Below are 17,251 nucleotides of genomic sequence, written 5' to 3' on the forward strand. Positions count from 1 at the left end.
CGCCGAGCCCCACGCGCTCAAGCACGGCCTGCGCCTCGGCACGCGCGGCGGGCTCGCTCAGGCCGCGGATGCGCATTGGCATCGCCACGTTGTCGAGCGCGGTGAACTCCGGCAGCAGATGGTGAAACTGATAGACGAAGCCCAGCGAGCGGTTGCGCACGATATTGCGTTCCTTCTCGCGTAGCGCCGTGAACGGCTTGCCCAGCAGCGCCACGCGGCCGGCGTCGGGGTTGTCGAGCCCGCCCAGCACGTGCAGCAGTGTCGATTTGCCCGAACCGGAAGCACCGACGATGGCCACCTTCTCGCCAGCGTCGACGCGCACATCGACGCCGCGCAGGACTTCGACGTCCAGGCCGCCCTGTTTGAAACGCTTGGTCAGGCCCTCGCCCAGCAGGACCGGCGTGCCGGTTGGCGTGCCAGCGCCGTGGGTGCCGGCCTGGAATGAGGCTTCGGGGAGCAGCGTCGTATCACTCATAGCGCAGCGCCTCCGCCGGGTTCACGCGCGAGGCGCGCCAGCTCGGGTAGATCGTGGCCAGCGACGCCAGCACGAAGGAAATGATACCGATGGTAGCGATGTCGTTCATGCGCGGGTCCGAAGGCAATTCGCTAATGAAGTAGATGTCCTTGGGCAGGAACTGCACATGCAGGATCCGCTCGATGAAAGGCACGATCACGTCGATATTGGTGGCGATCAGCGTGCCGCCCAATACGCCGAGCAAGGTGCCGATGAAGCCGATGGCCACGCCTTGGACGATGAAGATCTTCATGATCGAGCGCGGCTGGGCGCCCATCGTGCGCAGGATCGCGATGTCGGCCTGCTTGTCAGTCACGGTCATGACCAGCGTGGACACCAGGTTGAATGCGGCCACGGCGATGATCAGCGTCAGGATGATGAACATCATGCGCTTTTCGGTCTGCACGGCGGCGAACCAGTTGCGGTTCTGCTTCGACCAGTCGCGCAGGTAGAGGTCGCCACTCATGGTGCCCGCCAGTTCCTGGGCCACCTGCGGCGCGCGCTGCATGTCCTGCAGCTTCAGGCGCACGCCCGTGGGTCCGTTCTGGCGGAACAGCGTTTCCGCATCAACGATGTCGATCAACGCCAGCGCGCTGTCGAACTCGTAGTGACCCGACGAGAACACGCCGACCACGGTGAACTGCTTGAGACGCGGCAGCATTCCGGCCGGCGTGATCGTGCCTTGCGGCACCACCAGCATCACCTTGTCGCCCACGCGCACGCCCAGCGCATTGGCCAGTTCGCTGCCGAGTGCGATGCCGAAGCCGCCCGGCGCCAGCGCGTTCATGCTGCCGGCGCGGAACTGGTTGGCGATATCCGACACCTTGGGCTCTTCGGCGGGGTCCACGCCGCGCAGCAGCACGCCGCGCACTGCGTCCTCCCGCGTCATCATGGCCTGGGCCGCCACGTACGGCGCGGCGCCCACCACTTCCTTGTTGCGCAGGGCCTCGGCGGCCGTCTTCTGCCAGTCCGTCAGCGGCGCGGCGCCGATGACTTCGATGTGCGACAGCACCGACAGCATCCGATCGCGCACTTCCTTCTGGAAGCCGTTCATGACCGAGAGCACGACGATCAGGGCGGCCACGCCAAGCGCGATGCCCATCATCGAAATCATCGAAATGAATGAAATGAACGTATTGCGGCTGGCGCGCTTGCTCGCGCGGGTGTAGCGCCAGCCGATCTGCCATTCGTAAGGAAAGTTCAAGAGGAGTCCTGTTGTTCGAGGAAAAGCGCCGACGGCAGTTTATCGGTTATCCGGTAACGGGAAACTGGCGCCGGCCAGCCGGGAGTTTACAATCTCGCCAACCATGACGACGCACCTGACCCTGATTGTGCCTTTTTCCGTCCCGCCCGGTGCCGGCGACGACGCCTCGGACGATGTCGTGCCCGGTGCGCTGTTGCGGCAGTTGGAGTTGCCGGCGCTCGGAAAGTTGCTGACGCGCGCCACCCCCGGCCCTCGCGAGATGCACGACGATCCCTACCTGCGCACACTGCCGCAGGAGCGCTGGCTGGCCGGACGGGCCGGACTGGATACCACGCGAGTGCCGACTGCGCCCTTCATGCGGCTGGCGGATCACCGCGGCATCGCCCCGCCCCCCACGCAAGCAGCCGGGGAAGGCGGCTGGGCCTGCCTGCAGCCGGTCCACATCCATGCCGCGCGCGATCACCTGGTGCTGATGCACCCGGACCAGCTCGACATCCGCCCCGACGAGACAGCCGCCCTGCACGCCGCCATCGCCGGGCTGCTGGACGAGGCAGGCATCACGATCGATACCCCCCACCCTGCCCGCTGGTACATCCCCGATGGCATGTTCGGGGACTTGACCGCGACCACGCCGGTGCGCGCCACCGGCCGCAATATCGATATCTGGATGCAGGCTGGCCCGAAAGCGCGCGACTGGCGCCGCCTGCAGAACGAGATCCAGATGACCTGGCACGGGCACCCGGTGAACGAGGCGCGCGAGGCCGATGGACGGCTGACCGTCAATTCCGTGTGGCTGCACGGCGGCGGCAGTGCCAACGCGGCGCGCAAGCTGGCTGACACGGTGCTGACCGACGACCCGTTCCTGGCCGGGCTCGGCCTGGCCGGTGGCAGCCGCCTGGGGCCGCAGCCGGCCCGCTTCGCCGACATCGCTGATACCGATGGCTCGGTCATGACGCTGCTCGACAGTGCCACCGAAGCCCATATCGCTGCGGACTGGGGGCTGTGGCTGGAGCGAATGCACACGCTCGACGCCGAATGGTTCGCGCCGGTGCTGGCCGCGCTCGGCGAGGGCCGGATTCAGGCCGTGACGCTGGTGCTCGGCGGCGAAAACCACTTTGCCGAGTTCACCGTCACACGAGCCGACCTGCGCAAATTCTGGCGCGGGCTGGGCTCGCGCGGAGACTGGCGCGCCCTGCTGTCCGACCTGGCCATGGTCTCCTGACCCGGCGGCCTGACATCACATTGACGAATTCGAACGCGAACGCCACATGACCCGGATTGCCATCCGCTCCTTTTCCGACGAACACGCAAAGGCCCTGGCGGCCTCGGGTCTGCATCCGACGCTGGCGCGCATCCTGTCCGCGCGTGGCGTAGCCCAACCCTCCGAACTGGCCACGGACCTGCCCGAACTGGCGCCGCCGGCCAGCATGAAAGGTATCGGCCATGCGGCCGAGTACCTGGCCGACGCGATTGCCGCGAATCGCAAGCTGCTGATCGTGGCTGACTACGACTGCGATGGCGCTACGGCCTGCGCGGTGGGCGTGCGCGGGCTGCGCATGCTGGGCGCGCGCGTGGACTACATCGTGCCGAACCGCTTCGAGTACGGCTACGGGCTGACGCCGGAGATCGTCGAACTGGCAGCCCGGCAACATCCTGACGTGATCGTCACGGTCGACAACGGCATCGCCAGCGTCGACGGTGTGGCAGCCGCCAACGCACGCGGCATCGACGTCGTGGTGACCGACCACCACCTGCCCGGCGAGACACTGCCCGACGCGGCGGTGATCGTGAACCCGAATCAGCCGGGATGCGAGTTCCCGAGCAAGAATCTGGCGGGTGTCGGGGTGATGTTCTACGTGCTGCTGGCCCTGCGCGCTGAACTGCGCCGCCGCGGCGTGTACACCCAGGCCACTCAGCCACCGCTGCAAACCCTGCTGGATCTCGTGGCGCTTGGCACGGTAGCCGACGTGGTCAAACTGGACACGAACAACCGGATTCTGGTGGCCCAGGGGCTCAAGCGCATGCGCGCAGGACGGATGCATCCCGGCGTGGCGGCACTGTTCCGTGCCGCCGGCCGCGAAGCCGCGCGCGCCAACACGTTCGACCTCGGCTTCGGCCTGGGCCCGCGCCTGAATGCGGCGGGCCGGCTGGCTGATATGTCGCTCGGCATCGAGTGCCTGCTGACCGACGATGCCAATCGCGCCTGGGAAATCGCCCAGGAACTGGATGGCATGAACCGCGAGCGGCGCGATATCGAGGCCGGGATGCAGCAGGAAGCACTTCAAATCCTCGAACAGCCGCTGGCCGGGCTGGACCCGACATCGCGCCACACCGTCAGCGTGTTCCATGACACGTGGCACCAGGGCGTGATCGGCATCGTCGCATCGCGGCTCAAGGAAAAATTCCACCGCCCGACCATCACATTCGCGCCCGGCGACGAGGAGCACATCAAGGGTTCAGGGCGATCGATCCCCGGTTTCCACCTGCGCGACGCGCTGGATCTGGTGTCGAAGCGCCACCCGGGCCTGCTGGTGAAGTTCGGCGGACACGCGATGGCGGCCGGTTTGACCGTGCGCGCCAAGGACTTCGACACCTTTGTCAGCGCGTTTGAGGAAGTTGGCCGCGAATGGCTGACCGATGACCAACTGGCGCGCGTGATCGAGACCGACGGCGATATCGAGGACGCGTGCTTCAGCCCGGAATTCGTCACCCTGCTCGAAGGCCAGGTCTGGGGCCAGGGTTTCCCGGCACCGACGTTCTGCGGCGAATTCGACGTATTGCGCCAGACCGTGCTCAAGGGCAAGCACCTGAAACTCCAGCTCGGTCGGGGCAGCCAGCGCTTCGATGCCATCTGGTTCAACCATGCCGATGCGCTTGATGGCGCCAGCGCAATGGTGGCTTACCGGCTCGACAACAACACGTTCAACGGAATGACCCGGGTGCAACTGGTCATCGAGCACGCGCAGTAAGGGCAACCGTTTGTTTTCTCCTCTCCCGCCTGCGGGAGAGGGGGCGAACCGTCTGACAGGCGGCTCCTACCCCCTACCCCCGAGAAGGCAGATAATTCGCCGGATTCAGCGGCCGACCGTTGCCGCGCACCTCGAAATGCAGTTCGGCGGCCTGCGCCATGCTGCCAATCTCCTGGCCTGCGGTAACGCGATCGCCCTCCTTGACCAGCGGCTTGTCCAGGTTGCCGTAGACGGTCAGCCAGTCGTCGTTGTGCTTGACGATGACCAACATGCCGTAGCCACGCAGCGTGCCGACGTGAATCGCCCAGCCCGGCGCGGCCGCGCGGACCTTGCCGCCAGCCGGTACCTCGATACGCATTCCCTTCTCCGCCGGCGGCGCGAAACGGCCCGAGACACGGCCATCGGCTGGCCATTGCAGGCTGATCGAACTGGCCGGCGGCTTGGCGGACGGCATGTCCTGGACGGGACGCGCGGGCTTGTCGGACTGCGGCGCCGCCGCCGATGTGGAGGCGCCGCCGGGAGGACGGACGCGAATCAGTTGCCCAACCTCGATCTGGTTGGTGTTCGACATATTGTTCCAGCGTGCCAGTTCGGACACCGAGCGCTTGTTCCGGCGCGCGATCGAATACAGCGTGTCGCCACGCTCGACGCGGTAGAAACCGTCCGGAGCCGGCTCGGTCGGCGTGGTGCCGCAAGCCGCCAGCAGGGCGGACAGGGAAATCGCGGCGAGGCTGCCGAGTGCGCCCAGGGCACGGCGGCGGGTCTGCAGATTGGCGTGGTGCGTTCGATTCATGCGCCGGAATCACTCCTGAAAAATGGCGCCGGGGTGGGCGCGGTTCGGGCGTTATTGTCGCCGAAGCGGCGAGAAGGCTCCGCGAATAGACCGTTCGCTGCGCGAACGGTTCGCATTTTCGTCGCGAGATCTGTCCGCCCTACCCCGGATTTGCCCCGTCAATCCGCTATAATTCCCGGTTTTGAAGCGCAAGAACACTACAACATGGAAGCAGAACGCCTGAACGCCATCTCCGGTGCAATCTCCGATCTCCGTTCCCGGACGGAAGATCTACGGGGGTATCTTTGACTACGATGTCAAAGTAAACCGGCTGGATGAAGTCAACGGGTTGCTCGAAGACCCCGACGTCTGGAACAACCCCAAGCGAGCCCAGGACCTGGGCAAGGAAAAGAAGGCGCTGGAAGGCGTCGTGCAGGTACTCGGCAAGCTGACCGACGACCTCAACGGCACGGACGAGCTATTCGAGCTTGCCCGCGAGGAAGGCGACGACGAGACACTCGAATCCATCGAGGCCGACGTCTCTGGCTTCGAGGCCCTGGTGGCGGACATGGAGTTCCGCCGCATGTTCTCGGGCGAGATGGACCAGGCCAACGCGTTCATCGACATCCAGGCGGGCGCCGGCGGTACCGAGGCCTGCGACTGGGCGTCGATGCTGCTGCGCCAGTACCTGAAGTACTGCGAGCGCAAGGGTTTCAAGGCCGAAGTGCTGGAAGAATCCGAAGGCGACGTGGCCGGCATCAAGAGCGCGACGATCAAGGTCGAGGGCGAATATGCGTTCGGCTACCTGCGCACGGAAACCGGCGTGCATCGCCTGGTGCGGAAGTCGCCGTTCGATTCGTCGGGCGGGCGCCATACGTCGTTCTCGTCGGTCTTCGTCTACCCCGAAGTGGACGATTCGTTCGAGGTGGAGGTCAACCCGGCCGATCTGCGCGTGGATACCTACCGCGCGTCGGGTGCCGGTGGTCAGCACATCAACAAGACCGACTCCGCCGTGCGGATCACGCACATGCCCACCGGCATCGTCGTGCAGTGCCAGAACGACCGTTCACAGCACCGCAACCGCGCCGAGGCCATGTCCATGCTGAAATCGCGCCTGTACGAGCATGAAATGCGCAAGCGTCAGGCGGAAGCCGACAAGCTCGAAGCCGGCAAGACGGACGTGGGCTGGGGCCACCAGATCCGCTCGTACGTGCTGGACCAGAGCCGTATCAAGGACCTGCGCACCAACGTGGAAATGTCCAACACCCAGAAGGTGCTGGATGGTGACCTCGACCCGTTCATCGAGGCCAGCCTGAAACAGGGGTTGTAATCCAGACGCCTGATACTCAGGTCCTGGCAATTTCTGCCGAAGATTGCAGATAGACGTCGCCGCGCAATGTCCCCAAACAAACTCGGGGCCTGCGCGGTGATTCCAATGCCATCTCACTGAACAAGGTCCACTCACATGACCACCGGAACGCCCCGCTCCACTCATCTCTACATCGTCACCGGCGCCTCGCGCGGCTTGGGGGCCGCCCTGGTTCGCGCGCTGCTGGTACCCGGCAACCGCGTAATCGGCGTGGCGCGCAGCCGCAACCCCGAGCTCGAAGCCGAGGCTACGGCCAGCGGCGTGCGCGTGGCCTGGCATCTGCAGGATCTGTCGCAGCCTGGCCCGTCGGCCGGCTGGCTGGCGAGCGTGCTCGATGCCGTGGAAGAGGCGCCCGCCAGCATCACCCTGATCCTGAACGCCGGGGTCGTCGAGCCGATCGGTCCGATCACGCAACTGCATGACAGCACGCTGGTGCCGCATCTGCAGACCAACCTGGTCACGCCGATGACCATGACCGGTGCGTTCATCGAACATACCGTGCGCTTCGATTGCCCGCGCAAGGTGCTGGCAATCTCGTCGGGCGCCGCGCGCAACCCCGTACCGGGGTGGTCTGCCTACTGCGCCGGCAAGGCTGGCCTGGACATGTTCATCCGCTCGGTGAACACCGAGTATGCGAGCGTGCCCGAGCCGCGCACCTTGCGCGCCGTGGCGCTGGCGCCGGGCGTGGTGGATACCGGAATGCAGGAAACCATCCGCGGCGCGGATTTCGCCCAGGTGCAACGCTTCCGCGACCTCAAGGACAACGAACAGCTCGCCTCGCCTGACGATACCGCCCGGCGCATCGTGGCCTATCTGGCCCGTCCCGATTTCGGCACCACCGAACTCGACGACATCCGCAAATACTGAACCGAAACATTGAACCGACCCCGCGCGACGCTCCGCGCCGCGCGATCGAACCTCACATCATGACCGAACCGACCCGCGCCCAAGCCGCCACGCCCACCACCGAAGGGCTTGCCGTAGATGAGAACAAGATCATCGCCGAGCGGCGCGAGAAACTGCAGGCCCTGCGCCAGCAAGGCGTGGCCTTCCCCAACGATTTCCAGCCAACGCACCAGGCCGGCACGCTGCACGCGCAGTATGGCGAAACGGACCAGGCCACGCTGGAAGCCAGCCCGGTGGAAGTGTCCATCGCCGGACGCATGATGCTCAAGCGCGTGATGGGCAAGGCCAGCTTTGCTACGGTCCAGGACGGCAGCGGCCAGATCCAGTTCTACATCACGCGCGACAAGGTCGGTGAAGACGTCTATACCGCGTTCAAGCACTGGGACCTCGGCGACATCATCAGCGCGCGCGGAGAGCTGTTCCGCACGAACAAGGGCGAGTTGTCGGTGCAAGTGCGCGAACTGCGCCTGCTGTCGAAGGCGCTGCGTCCCCTGCCGGACAAGTTCCATGGCCTGGCCGATCAGGAAACCAAATACCGCCAGCGCTACGTGGACCTGATCGTCTCGCCGGAGACGCGCAGCACGTTCCGCGCCCGCACCCAGGCCATCTCGTCGATCCGCCGCCATATGGCCGACGCCGGCTTCATGGAAGTGGAAACGCCGATGCTGCACCCGATTCCGGGCGGCGCGGCGGCCAAGCCGTTCATCACGCACCACAACGCACTGGACATGCAGATGTTCATGCGCATCGCGCCCGAGCTCTATCTGAAGCGCCTGATCGTCGGCGGCTTCGAGCGCGTGTTCGAGATCAACCGCAACTTCCGTAACGAAGGGGTGAGCCCGCGCCACAACCCCGAGTTCACGATGATGGAGTTCTACGCGGCCTACACGGATTACCGCTGGCTGATGGACTTCACCGAGAACCTGATCCGCCAGGCTGCGATTGACGCGCGTGGCAGCGCCACGGTGACGTACCAGGGCCGCGAACTTGATCTGTCCAAGCCGTTTCACCGCCTGACGATCTGCGGGGCGATCCAGAAGTACGCGCCGGAATACACCGACGCGCAACTTGCCGATGCCGACTTCCTGCGCGCCGAGCTCAAGAACAAGTTCAAGATCAACACCAGCGCGCCGCAGTTCCTGAACGCCGGCCTGGGCACGCTGCAGCTGGTGCTCTTTGAGGAAACCGCCGAAGCGCAACTCTGGGAACCGACCTATATCGTCGACTACCCGGTCGAGGTATCGCCGCTGGCGCGCGGCTCGGACACGCAGCCGGGCATTACCGAACGCTTCGAACTGTTCATCACGGGCCGCGAGATCGCCAACGGCTTCTCCGAGCTTAACGACCCGGAAGACCAGGCCGAGCGTTTCCGCAAGCAGGTCGAGCAGAAGGATGCGGGCGACGAGGAAGCGATGTACTTCGACGCCGACTACATTCGCGCGCTCGAGTACGGCATGCCTCCGACAGGCGGCTGCGGTATCGGCATCGACCGTCTGGTAATGCTGCTGACCGACAGCCCGAACATCCGCGACGTGATCCTGTTCCCGCACCTGCGCCGCGAGGACTGATTCTCACGGCCGAACCCACCGGCCAGTGAGAATATGACCCTGACCAAGAGCCCCGCCCACGCGGGGCTTTTGCTTTGTTGGGGTGCCCGGCAACTGCACATCGCGTGCCCGATTGTTACAACGTCATTGTCAACGATGATCGAGCACAGATATAAGTCATTGATTGCCAAGCATTTTTTGGACTACAGATACTTACAAAAACGAACGGTAATGCGCTCTGGTATCGGCCAAACTTGAAACTATCCACTGCGCATGCGGTGACCTGGAGAACAAGCAAATGTCTGGTCCGGAAACCCTCCCCTCCTTGCCGACCCAACGCCGCCTGAATCCGCTGATTGGCGCGGCGGCTGTGTCGATCGTCGTTGCCAGCCTCGCGGCCGTGGCAGCGATCACGGGTGTGCTGCCGATCAGCAAGGCCAACCAGGGTGGCACCGAGCCCACCGCGGCACAGTACAACGCGCAACCGGCCACGCAAGCGGAGACGCAAGCAGAGACACAAACGTCTGCGCCCGGCTCGACCACACGCCCGCCGGCCTATGACAGGCAGTACGCCCAAAACGCAATGCCACAAGCGCCTGCCCAGCAACAGCAACAGCCACAGCAACAACAGCAGCAACAACCGTCGCAGACCGAGCCGAATACCGCCGCACGGCCCAGCCATACGGCTGGCCACGTAACCGGCGTGCAAGTAGTGGAATCTGAAAAGCCAACCTCCGGTCTTGGCGCGGTGGGTGGTGCGGTAGTGGGTGGCCTGCTCGGCAACCAGATCGGCAGCGGCAATGGCCGCATTCTGGGGACTGTCGCGGGCGCGGCAGCCGGCGGCTTCGGCGGCAACTACGCCGAGAAGAAACTGAACACGAACAAGTCCTACCGCGTCAGCGTGCAGATGGACGACGGCTCGCGCCGTACGTTCACCTACCAGAACCCTCCGGGTGTGGAAGCTGGACAGCGCGTGCACCTCGAGCGTGGAGTGCTTGTGACGGGCTGACAGCCGCGCGTTCAAGCCAATCAGCAAGACTCTGATCTGGCGCAACCTTGAACCGGGGGCTGGCTTTTTGCCGGCCCTGATTGTTAAGATGGCCCGATTTCTTTGCTGGCCACTGTAATGTTGTTGTCTGAAGTTCTGTCTTTTCTGTCGCGCCGTCTGCGCATGTCAGTCTTGTTGTTGAGCGCCACCGCGTGGATGGCGCCTGTCCATGGACAGGAGGTGCTTGTACTGGGCGGCTTGCAGCGCTCCGACCAGGGTGGTGAATCCAGCTACGGCTACACCTACAGCTACCAGCACAATCTGTCCGAGAACTGGTACGCATCGTTCTCCTATCTGAACGAAGGCCATATCCCCGACCACCATCGCGATGGTCACAGCGTTCAGCTCTGGTGGCGCTATCCATTTGCTGACCGGAATTTCAACGTCGCCGTCGGTATTGGCCCCTATCGCTATTTCGACACCACCAGCCGAAGCTCAGGCAATGGCTCCGACAACGACCACGGCTGGGGCGCATTGGCCAGCTTGTCAGCCACCTGGTATGTCAACGGCGGCCCGTGGATGGTGCAGGCGCGATACAACCGCGCGCAGACGCGGTCGAGCATCAAGACCAATACGCTGCTGCTCGGCGTGGGCTACCAGCTCGATCGTGGCGATCGCGGCGGACCCGTGGTGCCGCCGCCGTCTCGCACGAATAACGTCACGCAGAATGAATTCACCGTGTTCCTGGGCGGGACCATTGTGAACACGTTCAATTCGGAAACGTCGTTCGCCAAGGCGATCGAATACCGGCGCGGCCTGAGCCGCTACCTGTCAGGCACGGTGAGCTATATCAATGAAGGCCAGAACGCCGCATTGCGCCGCAATGGCGTGGCCGCGCAGCTGTGGGTGGAGCGCGCATTCTTCAATGACAAGCTGACGCTGGGCGTTGGCGCCGGGCCCTACTACGCGATCGACCTGAGCAATCACGGCCAGGCCGCACCCGAGACACCGTCGCGGTGGTCGGGGCTGATGACGATGTCGGCCAGTTACCGGATCAACCAGCAATGGTCTGCACGCCTGTCGTGGAACCGGACGGTGACCGGCTATGACCGGGACACGGACATCATCATGGGCGGTATCGGCTACCGCTTCTGACGCGGAAAACAAAAAAGCACGGCATGATCGCCGTGCTTTTTTTCTCAAAGGTCACGCAGGCTTACTGCGCTTCCTCGATCCACGCTGCCTGAATTGCCTCCAGGATCTTCTCGCCCGAACGCTCGGGCAGATCGCTAAAGTCGTCGAGTTCGAGCACCCACTGGCGCAGTTGCGTGAAGCGCACCGTCAGCGGATCGACCTCCGGAAACTTGTCATAGAGCGCGGCGGCGATATCGTAGGTATCAGTCCATTTCATGAGGAAACTCCGGGCGTCAGGCTCAGTGGCCTTCCTTGGCATGGTTGATCGTGTACTTCGGAATCTCGACGGTCAGGTCGTCGTCCGCCACCAGCGCCTGGCACGACAGGCGCGAATTCGGCTCCAGTCCCCATGCCTTGTCGAGCAGGTCTTCTTCCTTTTCCTCGGCGTCTTCGAGCGAATTGAATCCCTCGCGCACGATCACGTGGCAAGTGGTGCAAGCGCACGACTTCTCGCACGCATGTTCGATCTCGATGCCATTGGCAAGCAACGCGTCGCAGACGCTCGTGCCGGTCTTGGCTTCGAAGACAGCCCCTTCGGGACACAACTCGACGTGGGGCAAAACGATGATCTGTGGCATTTCTATCCTGTTGTCTTTCCGCGGCGCGTGCAGCGCCGCCTTCAGCCGATTTCCTGAACCTTCTTGCCGGCCAGCGCGCTCTTGATCGAGCGGTCCATGCGGCGGGCGGCAAACTCGTCGGTGCCTTGCGAGAGGCGTTCGACCGCCGCCTTGATCGCGCGATGGTCCTCGCCCTTGGCGATTTCGCTCACATTGGCAATCAACGCGTCGACTGCGGCACGCTCATCTGCGGACAGAAGGTTGCCGTCGGTTTCGAGCGCACGCGTGGTGGCTTCCACCAGACGGGCAGCGTCCACGCGTTCCTCGGCGAGCGCGCGGTTCTTCATGTCGTGCTCGGCTTCCTGAAAGCTCTCCTGCAACATGCGGGCGATATCGTCATCGGCCAGGCCATACGAAGGCTTGACCGTCACAGATGCTTCCACCCCGGAACCGATCTCGCGGGCCGACACCGACAGCAGGCCGTCGGCATCCACCTGGTAGGTCACGCGGATACGCGCCGCGCCGGCCACCATCGGCGGAATGCCACGCAGCTCGAAGCGCGCCAGCGAACGGCAGTCGCTGGCCAGCTCGCGCTCGCCTTGCAGCACGTGAATCGCCATTGCGGTCTGGCCGTCCTTGAACGTGGTGAACTCCTGCGCGCGCGCCACGGGAATCGTGCTGTTGCGCGGGACGATCTTCTCGACCAGCCCACCCATCGTTTCCACGCCCAGCGAGAGCGGGATCACGTCGAGCAGCAGCCAATCCTCACCCGGCGCATGGTTGCCGGCCAGCAGGTTCGCCTGCATGGCTGCGCCCAGCGCCACAACCCGGTCCGGATCGAGGTTGGTCAGCGGCTGCTGGCCAAAGTAGTCGCCCACCGCCTTGCGGATCGCCGGCATTCTCGTGGCGCCACCCACCAGGACCACGCCCTTCACGTCCTCGGGACCGACACCGGCGTCACGCAACGCCTTGCGCACCGGCGTCAGCGTCTTCTGCACCAGGTTGGCGGTGATCTGTATGAAGGTATCGGCATCCAGCGTGAGATGCACGATCTCGCCGCTCGTCAGCACGGCGTCAATCACCGTGCTGTCACTGGACGACAGCGCTTCCTTCGCCGCGCGGGCGCGCACCATCAGCAGACGCGAATCTTCAGCGGACAACGGCTGCAGACCGACCTGCTCGACGATCCAGCACAACAGGCGCTGGTCGAAGTCGTCGCCACCGAGCGCCGAATCGCCGCCCGTCGACATCACTTCGAACACACCCTTGGTCAGCTTGAGCACCGAGATATCGAAGGTGCCACCGCCCAGGTCATAGACGGCGTAAATGCCTTCCGCGGCGTTGTCGAGGCCATAGGCAATCGCGGCGGCAGTCGGCTCGTTGAGCAGGCGCAGCACCTCGAGGCCCGCCAGTTGAGCGGCGTCCTTGGTGGCCTGACGCTGTGCATCGTCGAAGTACGCCGGCACCGTGATCACGGCACCGACCAGTTCATCACCAAGCGAGTCTTCCGCGCGTTGGCGCAGCGTGGCAAGGATCTCGGCCGAAACTTCCACCGGGCTCTTGATGCCGGCAGCGGTCTTCAACTGGACCATGCCCGGCGCATCGACGAAGTCGTACAGGCTGTGCTCGATATTGGCCACGTCGCGCACGCCACGGCCCATGAAGCGCTTGACCGAAATGATCGTGTTCTTGGGATCGCGCACGGCCTCGTCCTGGGCCTTGTAGCCGATATGCGCATTGCCGTTCGGCAAATAACGCACCACGGACGGCAGCAGCGCGCGGCCGTGCTCGTCGGGCAGGACTTCGGGAATGCTGTTGCGCACGGCGGCCACCAGCGAGTTGGTGGTGCCAAGGTCGATACCCACGGCCAATCGGCGCTGATGGGGCGCCGGCGACATGCCGGGTTCGGAAATCTGGAGCAGTGCCATGGTATTTCTTCAATCCTCGAGACGATCGATCGCCTCGCTCGCGTCGTGTTCGATCTTCTCGATAAACATTAGCTGTCGTGCCGCCTCGCCAGCGGCGCCGTTATCGTCTGCATCAAGCAGCGCGCCGAGCGCCGCGTGGCGCTCGAGCTTTTCCTGACGCAGATCGCGCAGCAGGCGATCCAGTTGATCCACCGCGCGGCTGTCGACCGCATCCTGCAGCGCCTCACGCCATTCCATCTGCTGCATCAGGAATTCGGGTGCCATGGCCGTATTGCTCTCGGCCTGGATATCGACGCCCCGCAGATGCAGAAGATAGATCGCGCGCTTGAGCGGCTGACGCAGCGTCCGGTATGCCTCGTTGGCATGTGCGGCCCACTGCATGGCCACGCGCCGCTCGGCATCGCCCGCATTGGCGAAACGGTCCGGGTGTGCCTGCGACTGGACCGTGCGATAGGCCGCGTCCAGCGCGGCCTCGTCCACTTCATAACGGGCAGGCAGCCCGAACAGCGCAAAAAAATCGTCTTTCAAGAGCTTCCCCAACAAAAAGGAGCGGCTATGCCGCCCCCTGTTGCATGCCTTGCGGCAAAAGCCGTCAGACCCGGAACGACTCGCCGCAGCCGCACTCGTCCTTGACGTTGGGGTTATTGAACTTGAAGCCTTCGTTCAACCCTTCGCGTGCGAAATCCAGCTCGGTGCCGTCGATGTACGGCAGGCTCTTCGGGTCCACGATCACCTTGATGCCGTGCGTTTCGAACACCTGGTCTTCGGGCAGCACTTCATCGACGTACTCAAGCTTGTACGCCAGACCCGAACAGCCGGTCGTCTTCACGCCCACGCGCAGGCCCACGCCCTTGCCGCGGCGTTCCAGGTATCGGGCGACGTGCTTGGCCGCCTTTTCGGTCATTGAGATCATCTTTGCCTTGCTGTCGAACACCGCGCGCGACCCACTTGCCACGCGCGGTCATGCAAACCGTCTACGCCGGATCAGGCAGCCTTCTGCTCGGCGCCCGGGTGCTTCTTCTTGTAATCATCGACGGCCGCCTTGATGGCGTCCTCGGCGAGGATCGAGCAGTGGATCTTCACCGGCGGCAGGGCCAGTTCCTCGGCGATCTGGGTGTTCTTGATCTCCAGCGCCTGGTCCACGGTCTTGCCCTTGACCCACTCGGTCACCAGCGACGACGAGGCGATCGCCGAGCCACAACCATAGGTCTTGAACTTGGCGTCTTCGATCACGCCAGCCTCGTTCACCTTGATCTGCAGCTTCATCACGTCGCCGCAGGCCGGGGCGCCGACCATGCCGGTACCCACCGCGTCGTCGTTCTTGTCGAACGAACCGACGTTACGCGGATTTTCATAGTGGTCGAGAACCTTGTTGCTGTAAGACATTTTGGCTACCTCTAATCAATCTTTTAATGGGGTTGTTCTTTTTACGTGTGCCGCAATCAGTGCGCGGCCCACTGGATCGAATTCAGGTCGACGCCGTCCTTGAACATTTCCCACAGCGGCGACAGGTCGCGCAGCTTGCCGATCTTGTTCTTGAGCAGTTCGACGGTGTAGTCGATTTCGGCTTCGGTCGTGAAGCGGCCCACGGTGAAACGGATCGAGCTGTGCGCCAGCTCATCATTGCGCCCCAGGGCGCGCAGCACGTACGACGGCTCCAGCGAAGCCGACGTGCAGGCCGAACCCGACGACACGGCCACGTCCTTGATCGCCATGATCAGCGACTCACCCTCGACGAAGTTGAAGCTGACGTTGAGGTTGTGCGGCACGCGGTGTTCCATCGAGCCGTTCAGGTACACCTCTTCCATGCTCGACAGGCCATTCCACAGGCGGTCGCGCAGCATCCGGATACGTTCGTTTTCCGTGGCCATTTCCTCGCGGGCCAGACGGAATGCCTCGCCCATGCCAACGATCTGGTGCGGAGCCAGCGTGCCCGAGCGCATGCCGCGCTCGTGACCGCCGCCGTGCATTTGCGCTTCGATGCGCACGCGCGGCTTGCGGCGGACATACAGCGCTCCGATGCCCTTCGGGCCATAGGTCTTGTGGGCCGAGAACGACATCAGGTCGCACTTCAGCGTGCTCAGGTCGATGGTCACCTTGCCGGTCGCCTGCGCGGCGTCGCAATGGAAGATGATGCCCTTCTCGCGGCAGATCTCACCGATCTGCTCGACGTCCTGGATCACACCAATCTCGTTGTTCACCAGCATCACCGACACCAGGATCGTGTCCGGGCGAATCGCCTGCTTGAACACATCCATGTCGATCAGGCCGTCATCCTTGACGTCGAGGTACGTCACCTCGAAGCCCTGACGCTCCAGTTCACGCGTGGTATCGAGCACGGCCTTGTGCTCGGTCTTCACGGTGATGATGTGCTTGCCCTTGCCCGAGTAGAAATTCGCCGCGCCCTTGATGGCGAGGTTGTCCGACTCGGTCGCGCCCGACGTCCAGACGATTTCGCGCGGATCGGCGCCGACCAGCGCGGCCACCTGCTCGCGCGCCTCTTCCACAGCGCGCTCGGCGTCCCAGCCATACGCGTGGCTACGCGACGCCGGATTACCGAACTGCTCGCGCAGGTACGGAATCATCTTGTCGGCCACGCGCGGGTCCACCGGCGTCGTTGCCGAGTAATCCATGTAGATCGGGAAATGTGGGGTGGTGCTCATCGTTATGACTGCCTTATAGGTACAGCTAATCGCTTAATGTCTACCGATAGTTTACTGCAGCCGCGAAATCCCTGCTCAGGACTGCGCGAGGCTGAATACCGAATTGACCACGCGGGGGCGTGCCGGCTTTTCCTGCTTGTCCGCCTTGCCACGGGACACGGCGACCGGCTGCTGCGCGGCGTCTTCGCGCATGTCGTGCAGCACCGCCGGCTGGCGGGCGCGCTGCTGGTCGACCAGATTCTTCAGGGAGACGGAGTCGAGATACTCAACCATCTTCTGGTTCAGCGTGGCCCACAGTTCGTGGGTCATGCAGCGTCCGCTGCCGTCATCTCCGTTACAATTGCCCTTCCCCCCGCACTGCGTCGCATCGAGCGGTTCGTCCACGGCGATGATGATGTCCGCCACCGTGACGTCCTCGGCCTTGCGGGCGAGACTGTACCCGCCGCCCGGACCACGCACGCTCTCCACGATTTCGTGGCGGCGCAGCTTGCCGAACAGCTGTTCCAGGTACGACAGGGAGATCTTCTGACGTTGACTGATGCCTGCCAGGGTGACAGGACCCTGATCCTGGCGCATGGCCAAGTCGATCATGGCGGTTACCGCGAAACGGCCTTTGGTGGTCAGTCTCATGATGCTCGGG

General features: G+C 63.9%; 18 protein-coding genes. 7 read left to right on the forward strand and 11 right to left on the reverse strand.

What is annotated here, in order from left to right; genetic code table 11:
* Both D769_RS21145 and D769_RS21150 read right to left on the reverse strand, forming a co-directional pair.
* A partial coding sequence (locus tag D769_RS21145; protein WP_008649265.1) for an ATP-binding cassette domain-containing protein occupies positions 1-475 on the reverse strand: 475 nt, incomplete at its 3' end.
* Positions 468-1,718, reverse strand: coding sequence for a lipoprotein-releasing ABC transporter permease subunit (locus D769_RS21150; RefSeq protein ID WP_008649266.1), 1,251 nt, complete (start codon positions 1,716-1,718; stop codon positions 468-470). The genes D769_RS21150 and D769_RS21145, both read right to left, overlap by 8 nt.
* Before the next feature lie 103 nt (positions 1,719-1,821).
* Between D769_RS21150 and D769_RS21155 the strand changes: the two genes are divergently transcribed.
* Positions 1,822-2,940: a hypothetical protein gene (locus D769_RS21155; protein ID WP_008649267.1), complete on the forward strand. Its 1,119-nt coding sequence runs from the start codon at positions 1,822-1,824 to the stop codon at positions 2,938-2,940.
* A gap of 46 nt (positions 2,941-2,986) precedes the next feature.
* Positions 2,987-4,687, forward strand: coding sequence for a single-stranded-DNA-specific exonuclease RecJ (gene recJ, locus D769_RS21160; RefSeq protein ID WP_008649268.1), 1,701 nt, complete (start codon positions 2,987-2,989; stop codon positions 4,685-4,687).
* Positions 4,688-4,760: 73 nt separating this feature from the next.
* Here the strand turns inward: recJ and D769_RS21165 are convergent, their stop codons facing one another.
* On the reverse strand, positions 4,761-5,480 hold the full coding sequence (locus D769_RS21165) for a peptidoglycan DD-metalloendopeptidase family protein (protein WP_008649269.1): 720 nt from the start codon (positions 5,478-5,480) through the stop codon (positions 4,761-4,763).
* A 204-nt stretch (positions 5,481-5,684) separates the two neighbouring features.
* Here D769_RS21165 and prfB point away from each other — a divergent pair.
* The 5 genes from prfB (at position 5,685) to D769_RS21190 (ending at position 11,424) form a co-directional block, all read left to right on the forward strand.
* Positions 5,685-6,789, forward strand: a protein-coding gene (prfB, locus tag D769_RS21170; RefSeq protein WP_104669723.1) for a peptide chain release factor 2 whose coding sequence is annotated in 2 segments (ribosomal slippage) — positions 5,685-5,765 and positions 5,767-6,789 — 1,104 coding nt in all. Because the reading frame shifts where the segments join, the coding sequence is not laid out codon by codon here.
* Between the two features lie 135 nt (positions 6,790-6,924).
* Positions 6,925-7,695, forward strand: coding sequence for an SDR family oxidoreductase (locus D769_RS21175; RefSeq protein ID WP_008649271.1), 771 nt, complete (start codon positions 6,925-6,927; stop codon positions 7,693-7,695).
* A gap of 59 nt (positions 7,696-7,754) precedes the next feature.
* Entirely contained in the window at positions 7,755-9,302 is a 1,548-nt protein-coding gene (lysS, locus tag D769_RS21180) for a lysine--tRNA ligase (protein WP_008649272.1), read from the forward strand.
* Between the two features lie 277 nt (positions 9,303-9,579).
* Positions 9,580-10,290, forward strand: coding sequence for a glycine zipper 2TM domain-containing protein (locus tag D769_RS21185; protein WP_008649274.1), 711 nt, complete (start codon positions 9,580-9,582; stop codon positions 10,288-10,290).
* Positions 10,291-10,452: 162 nt separating this feature from the next.
* On the forward strand, positions 10,453-11,424 hold the full coding sequence (locus tag D769_RS21190; RefSeq protein ID WP_152415044.1) for an outer membrane beta-barrel protein: 972 nt from the start codon (positions 10,453-10,455) through the stop codon (positions 11,422-11,424).
* Between the two features lie 61 nt (positions 11,425-11,485).
* On the opposite strand, the gene iscX is transcribed toward D769_RS21190, so the two are convergent.
* The 8 genes from iscX to iscR form a co-directional block, all read right to left on the reverse strand.
* Positions 11,486-11,680, reverse strand: a complete 195-nt coding sequence (gene iscX / locus D769_RS21195; protein ID WP_008649279.1) for a Fe-S cluster assembly protein IscX — start codon at positions 11,678-11,680, stop codon at positions 11,486-11,488.
* Between the two features lie 22 nt (positions 11,681-11,702).
* Positions 11,703-12,041, reverse strand: coding sequence for an ISC system 2Fe-2S type ferredoxin (fdx, locus tag D769_RS21200; RefSeq protein WP_008649280.1), 339 nt, complete (start codon positions 12,039-12,041; stop codon positions 11,703-11,705).
* Between the two features lie 41 nt (positions 12,042-12,082).
* The gene (gene hscA, locus D769_RS21205; protein ID WP_008649285.1) at positions 12,083-13,948 is read right to left on the reverse strand and encodes a Fe-S protein assembly chaperone HscA; all 1,866 of its coding nucleotides are present in this window, start codon (positions 13,946-13,948) and stop codon (positions 12,083-12,085) included.
* Positions 13,949-13,957: 9 nt separating this feature from the next.
* On the reverse strand, positions 13,958-14,476 hold the full coding sequence (hscB, locus tag D769_RS21210) for a Fe-S protein assembly co-chaperone HscB (RefSeq protein WP_008649287.1): 519 nt from the start codon (positions 14,474-14,476) through the stop codon (positions 13,958-13,960).
* A gap of 64 nt (positions 14,477-14,540) precedes the next feature.
* A complete protein-coding gene (gene iscA / locus D769_RS21215) occupies positions 14,541-14,861 on the reverse strand; it encodes an iron-sulfur cluster assembly protein IscA (protein ID WP_008649296.1) in 321 nt (106 codons plus the stop codon).
* A gap of 71 nt (positions 14,862-14,932) precedes the next feature.
* Positions 14,933-15,334 (reverse strand): Fe-S cluster assembly scaffold IscU, encoded by a 402-nt coding sequence (gene iscU / locus D769_RS21220; protein WP_008649297.1) that lies wholly within the window; start codon positions 15,332-15,334, stop codon positions 14,933-14,935.
* A gap of 56 nt (positions 15,335-15,390) precedes the next feature.
* Positions 15,391-16,611 (reverse strand): IscS subfamily cysteine desulfurase, encoded by a 1,221-nt coding sequence (locus D769_RS21225; RefSeq protein WP_008649298.1) that lies wholly within the window; start codon positions 16,609-16,611, stop codon positions 15,391-15,393.
* A 75-nt stretch (positions 16,612-16,686) separates the two neighbouring features.
* Complete coding sequence (iscR, locus tag D769_RS21230; RefSeq protein WP_008649299.1) at positions 16,687-17,241, reverse strand: Fe-S cluster assembly transcriptional regulator IscR; 555 nt, start codon at positions 17,239-17,241, stop codon at positions 16,687-16,689.
* Positions 17,242-17,251 lie beyond the last annotated feature (10 nt).

Origin of the sequence: Cupriavidus sp. HMR-1, assembly GCF_000319775.1 — a bacterium.
Taxonomy (GTDB): Bacteria; Pseudomonadota; Gammaproteobacteria; order Burkholderiales; family Burkholderiaceae; genus Cupriavidus; species Cupriavidus metallidurans.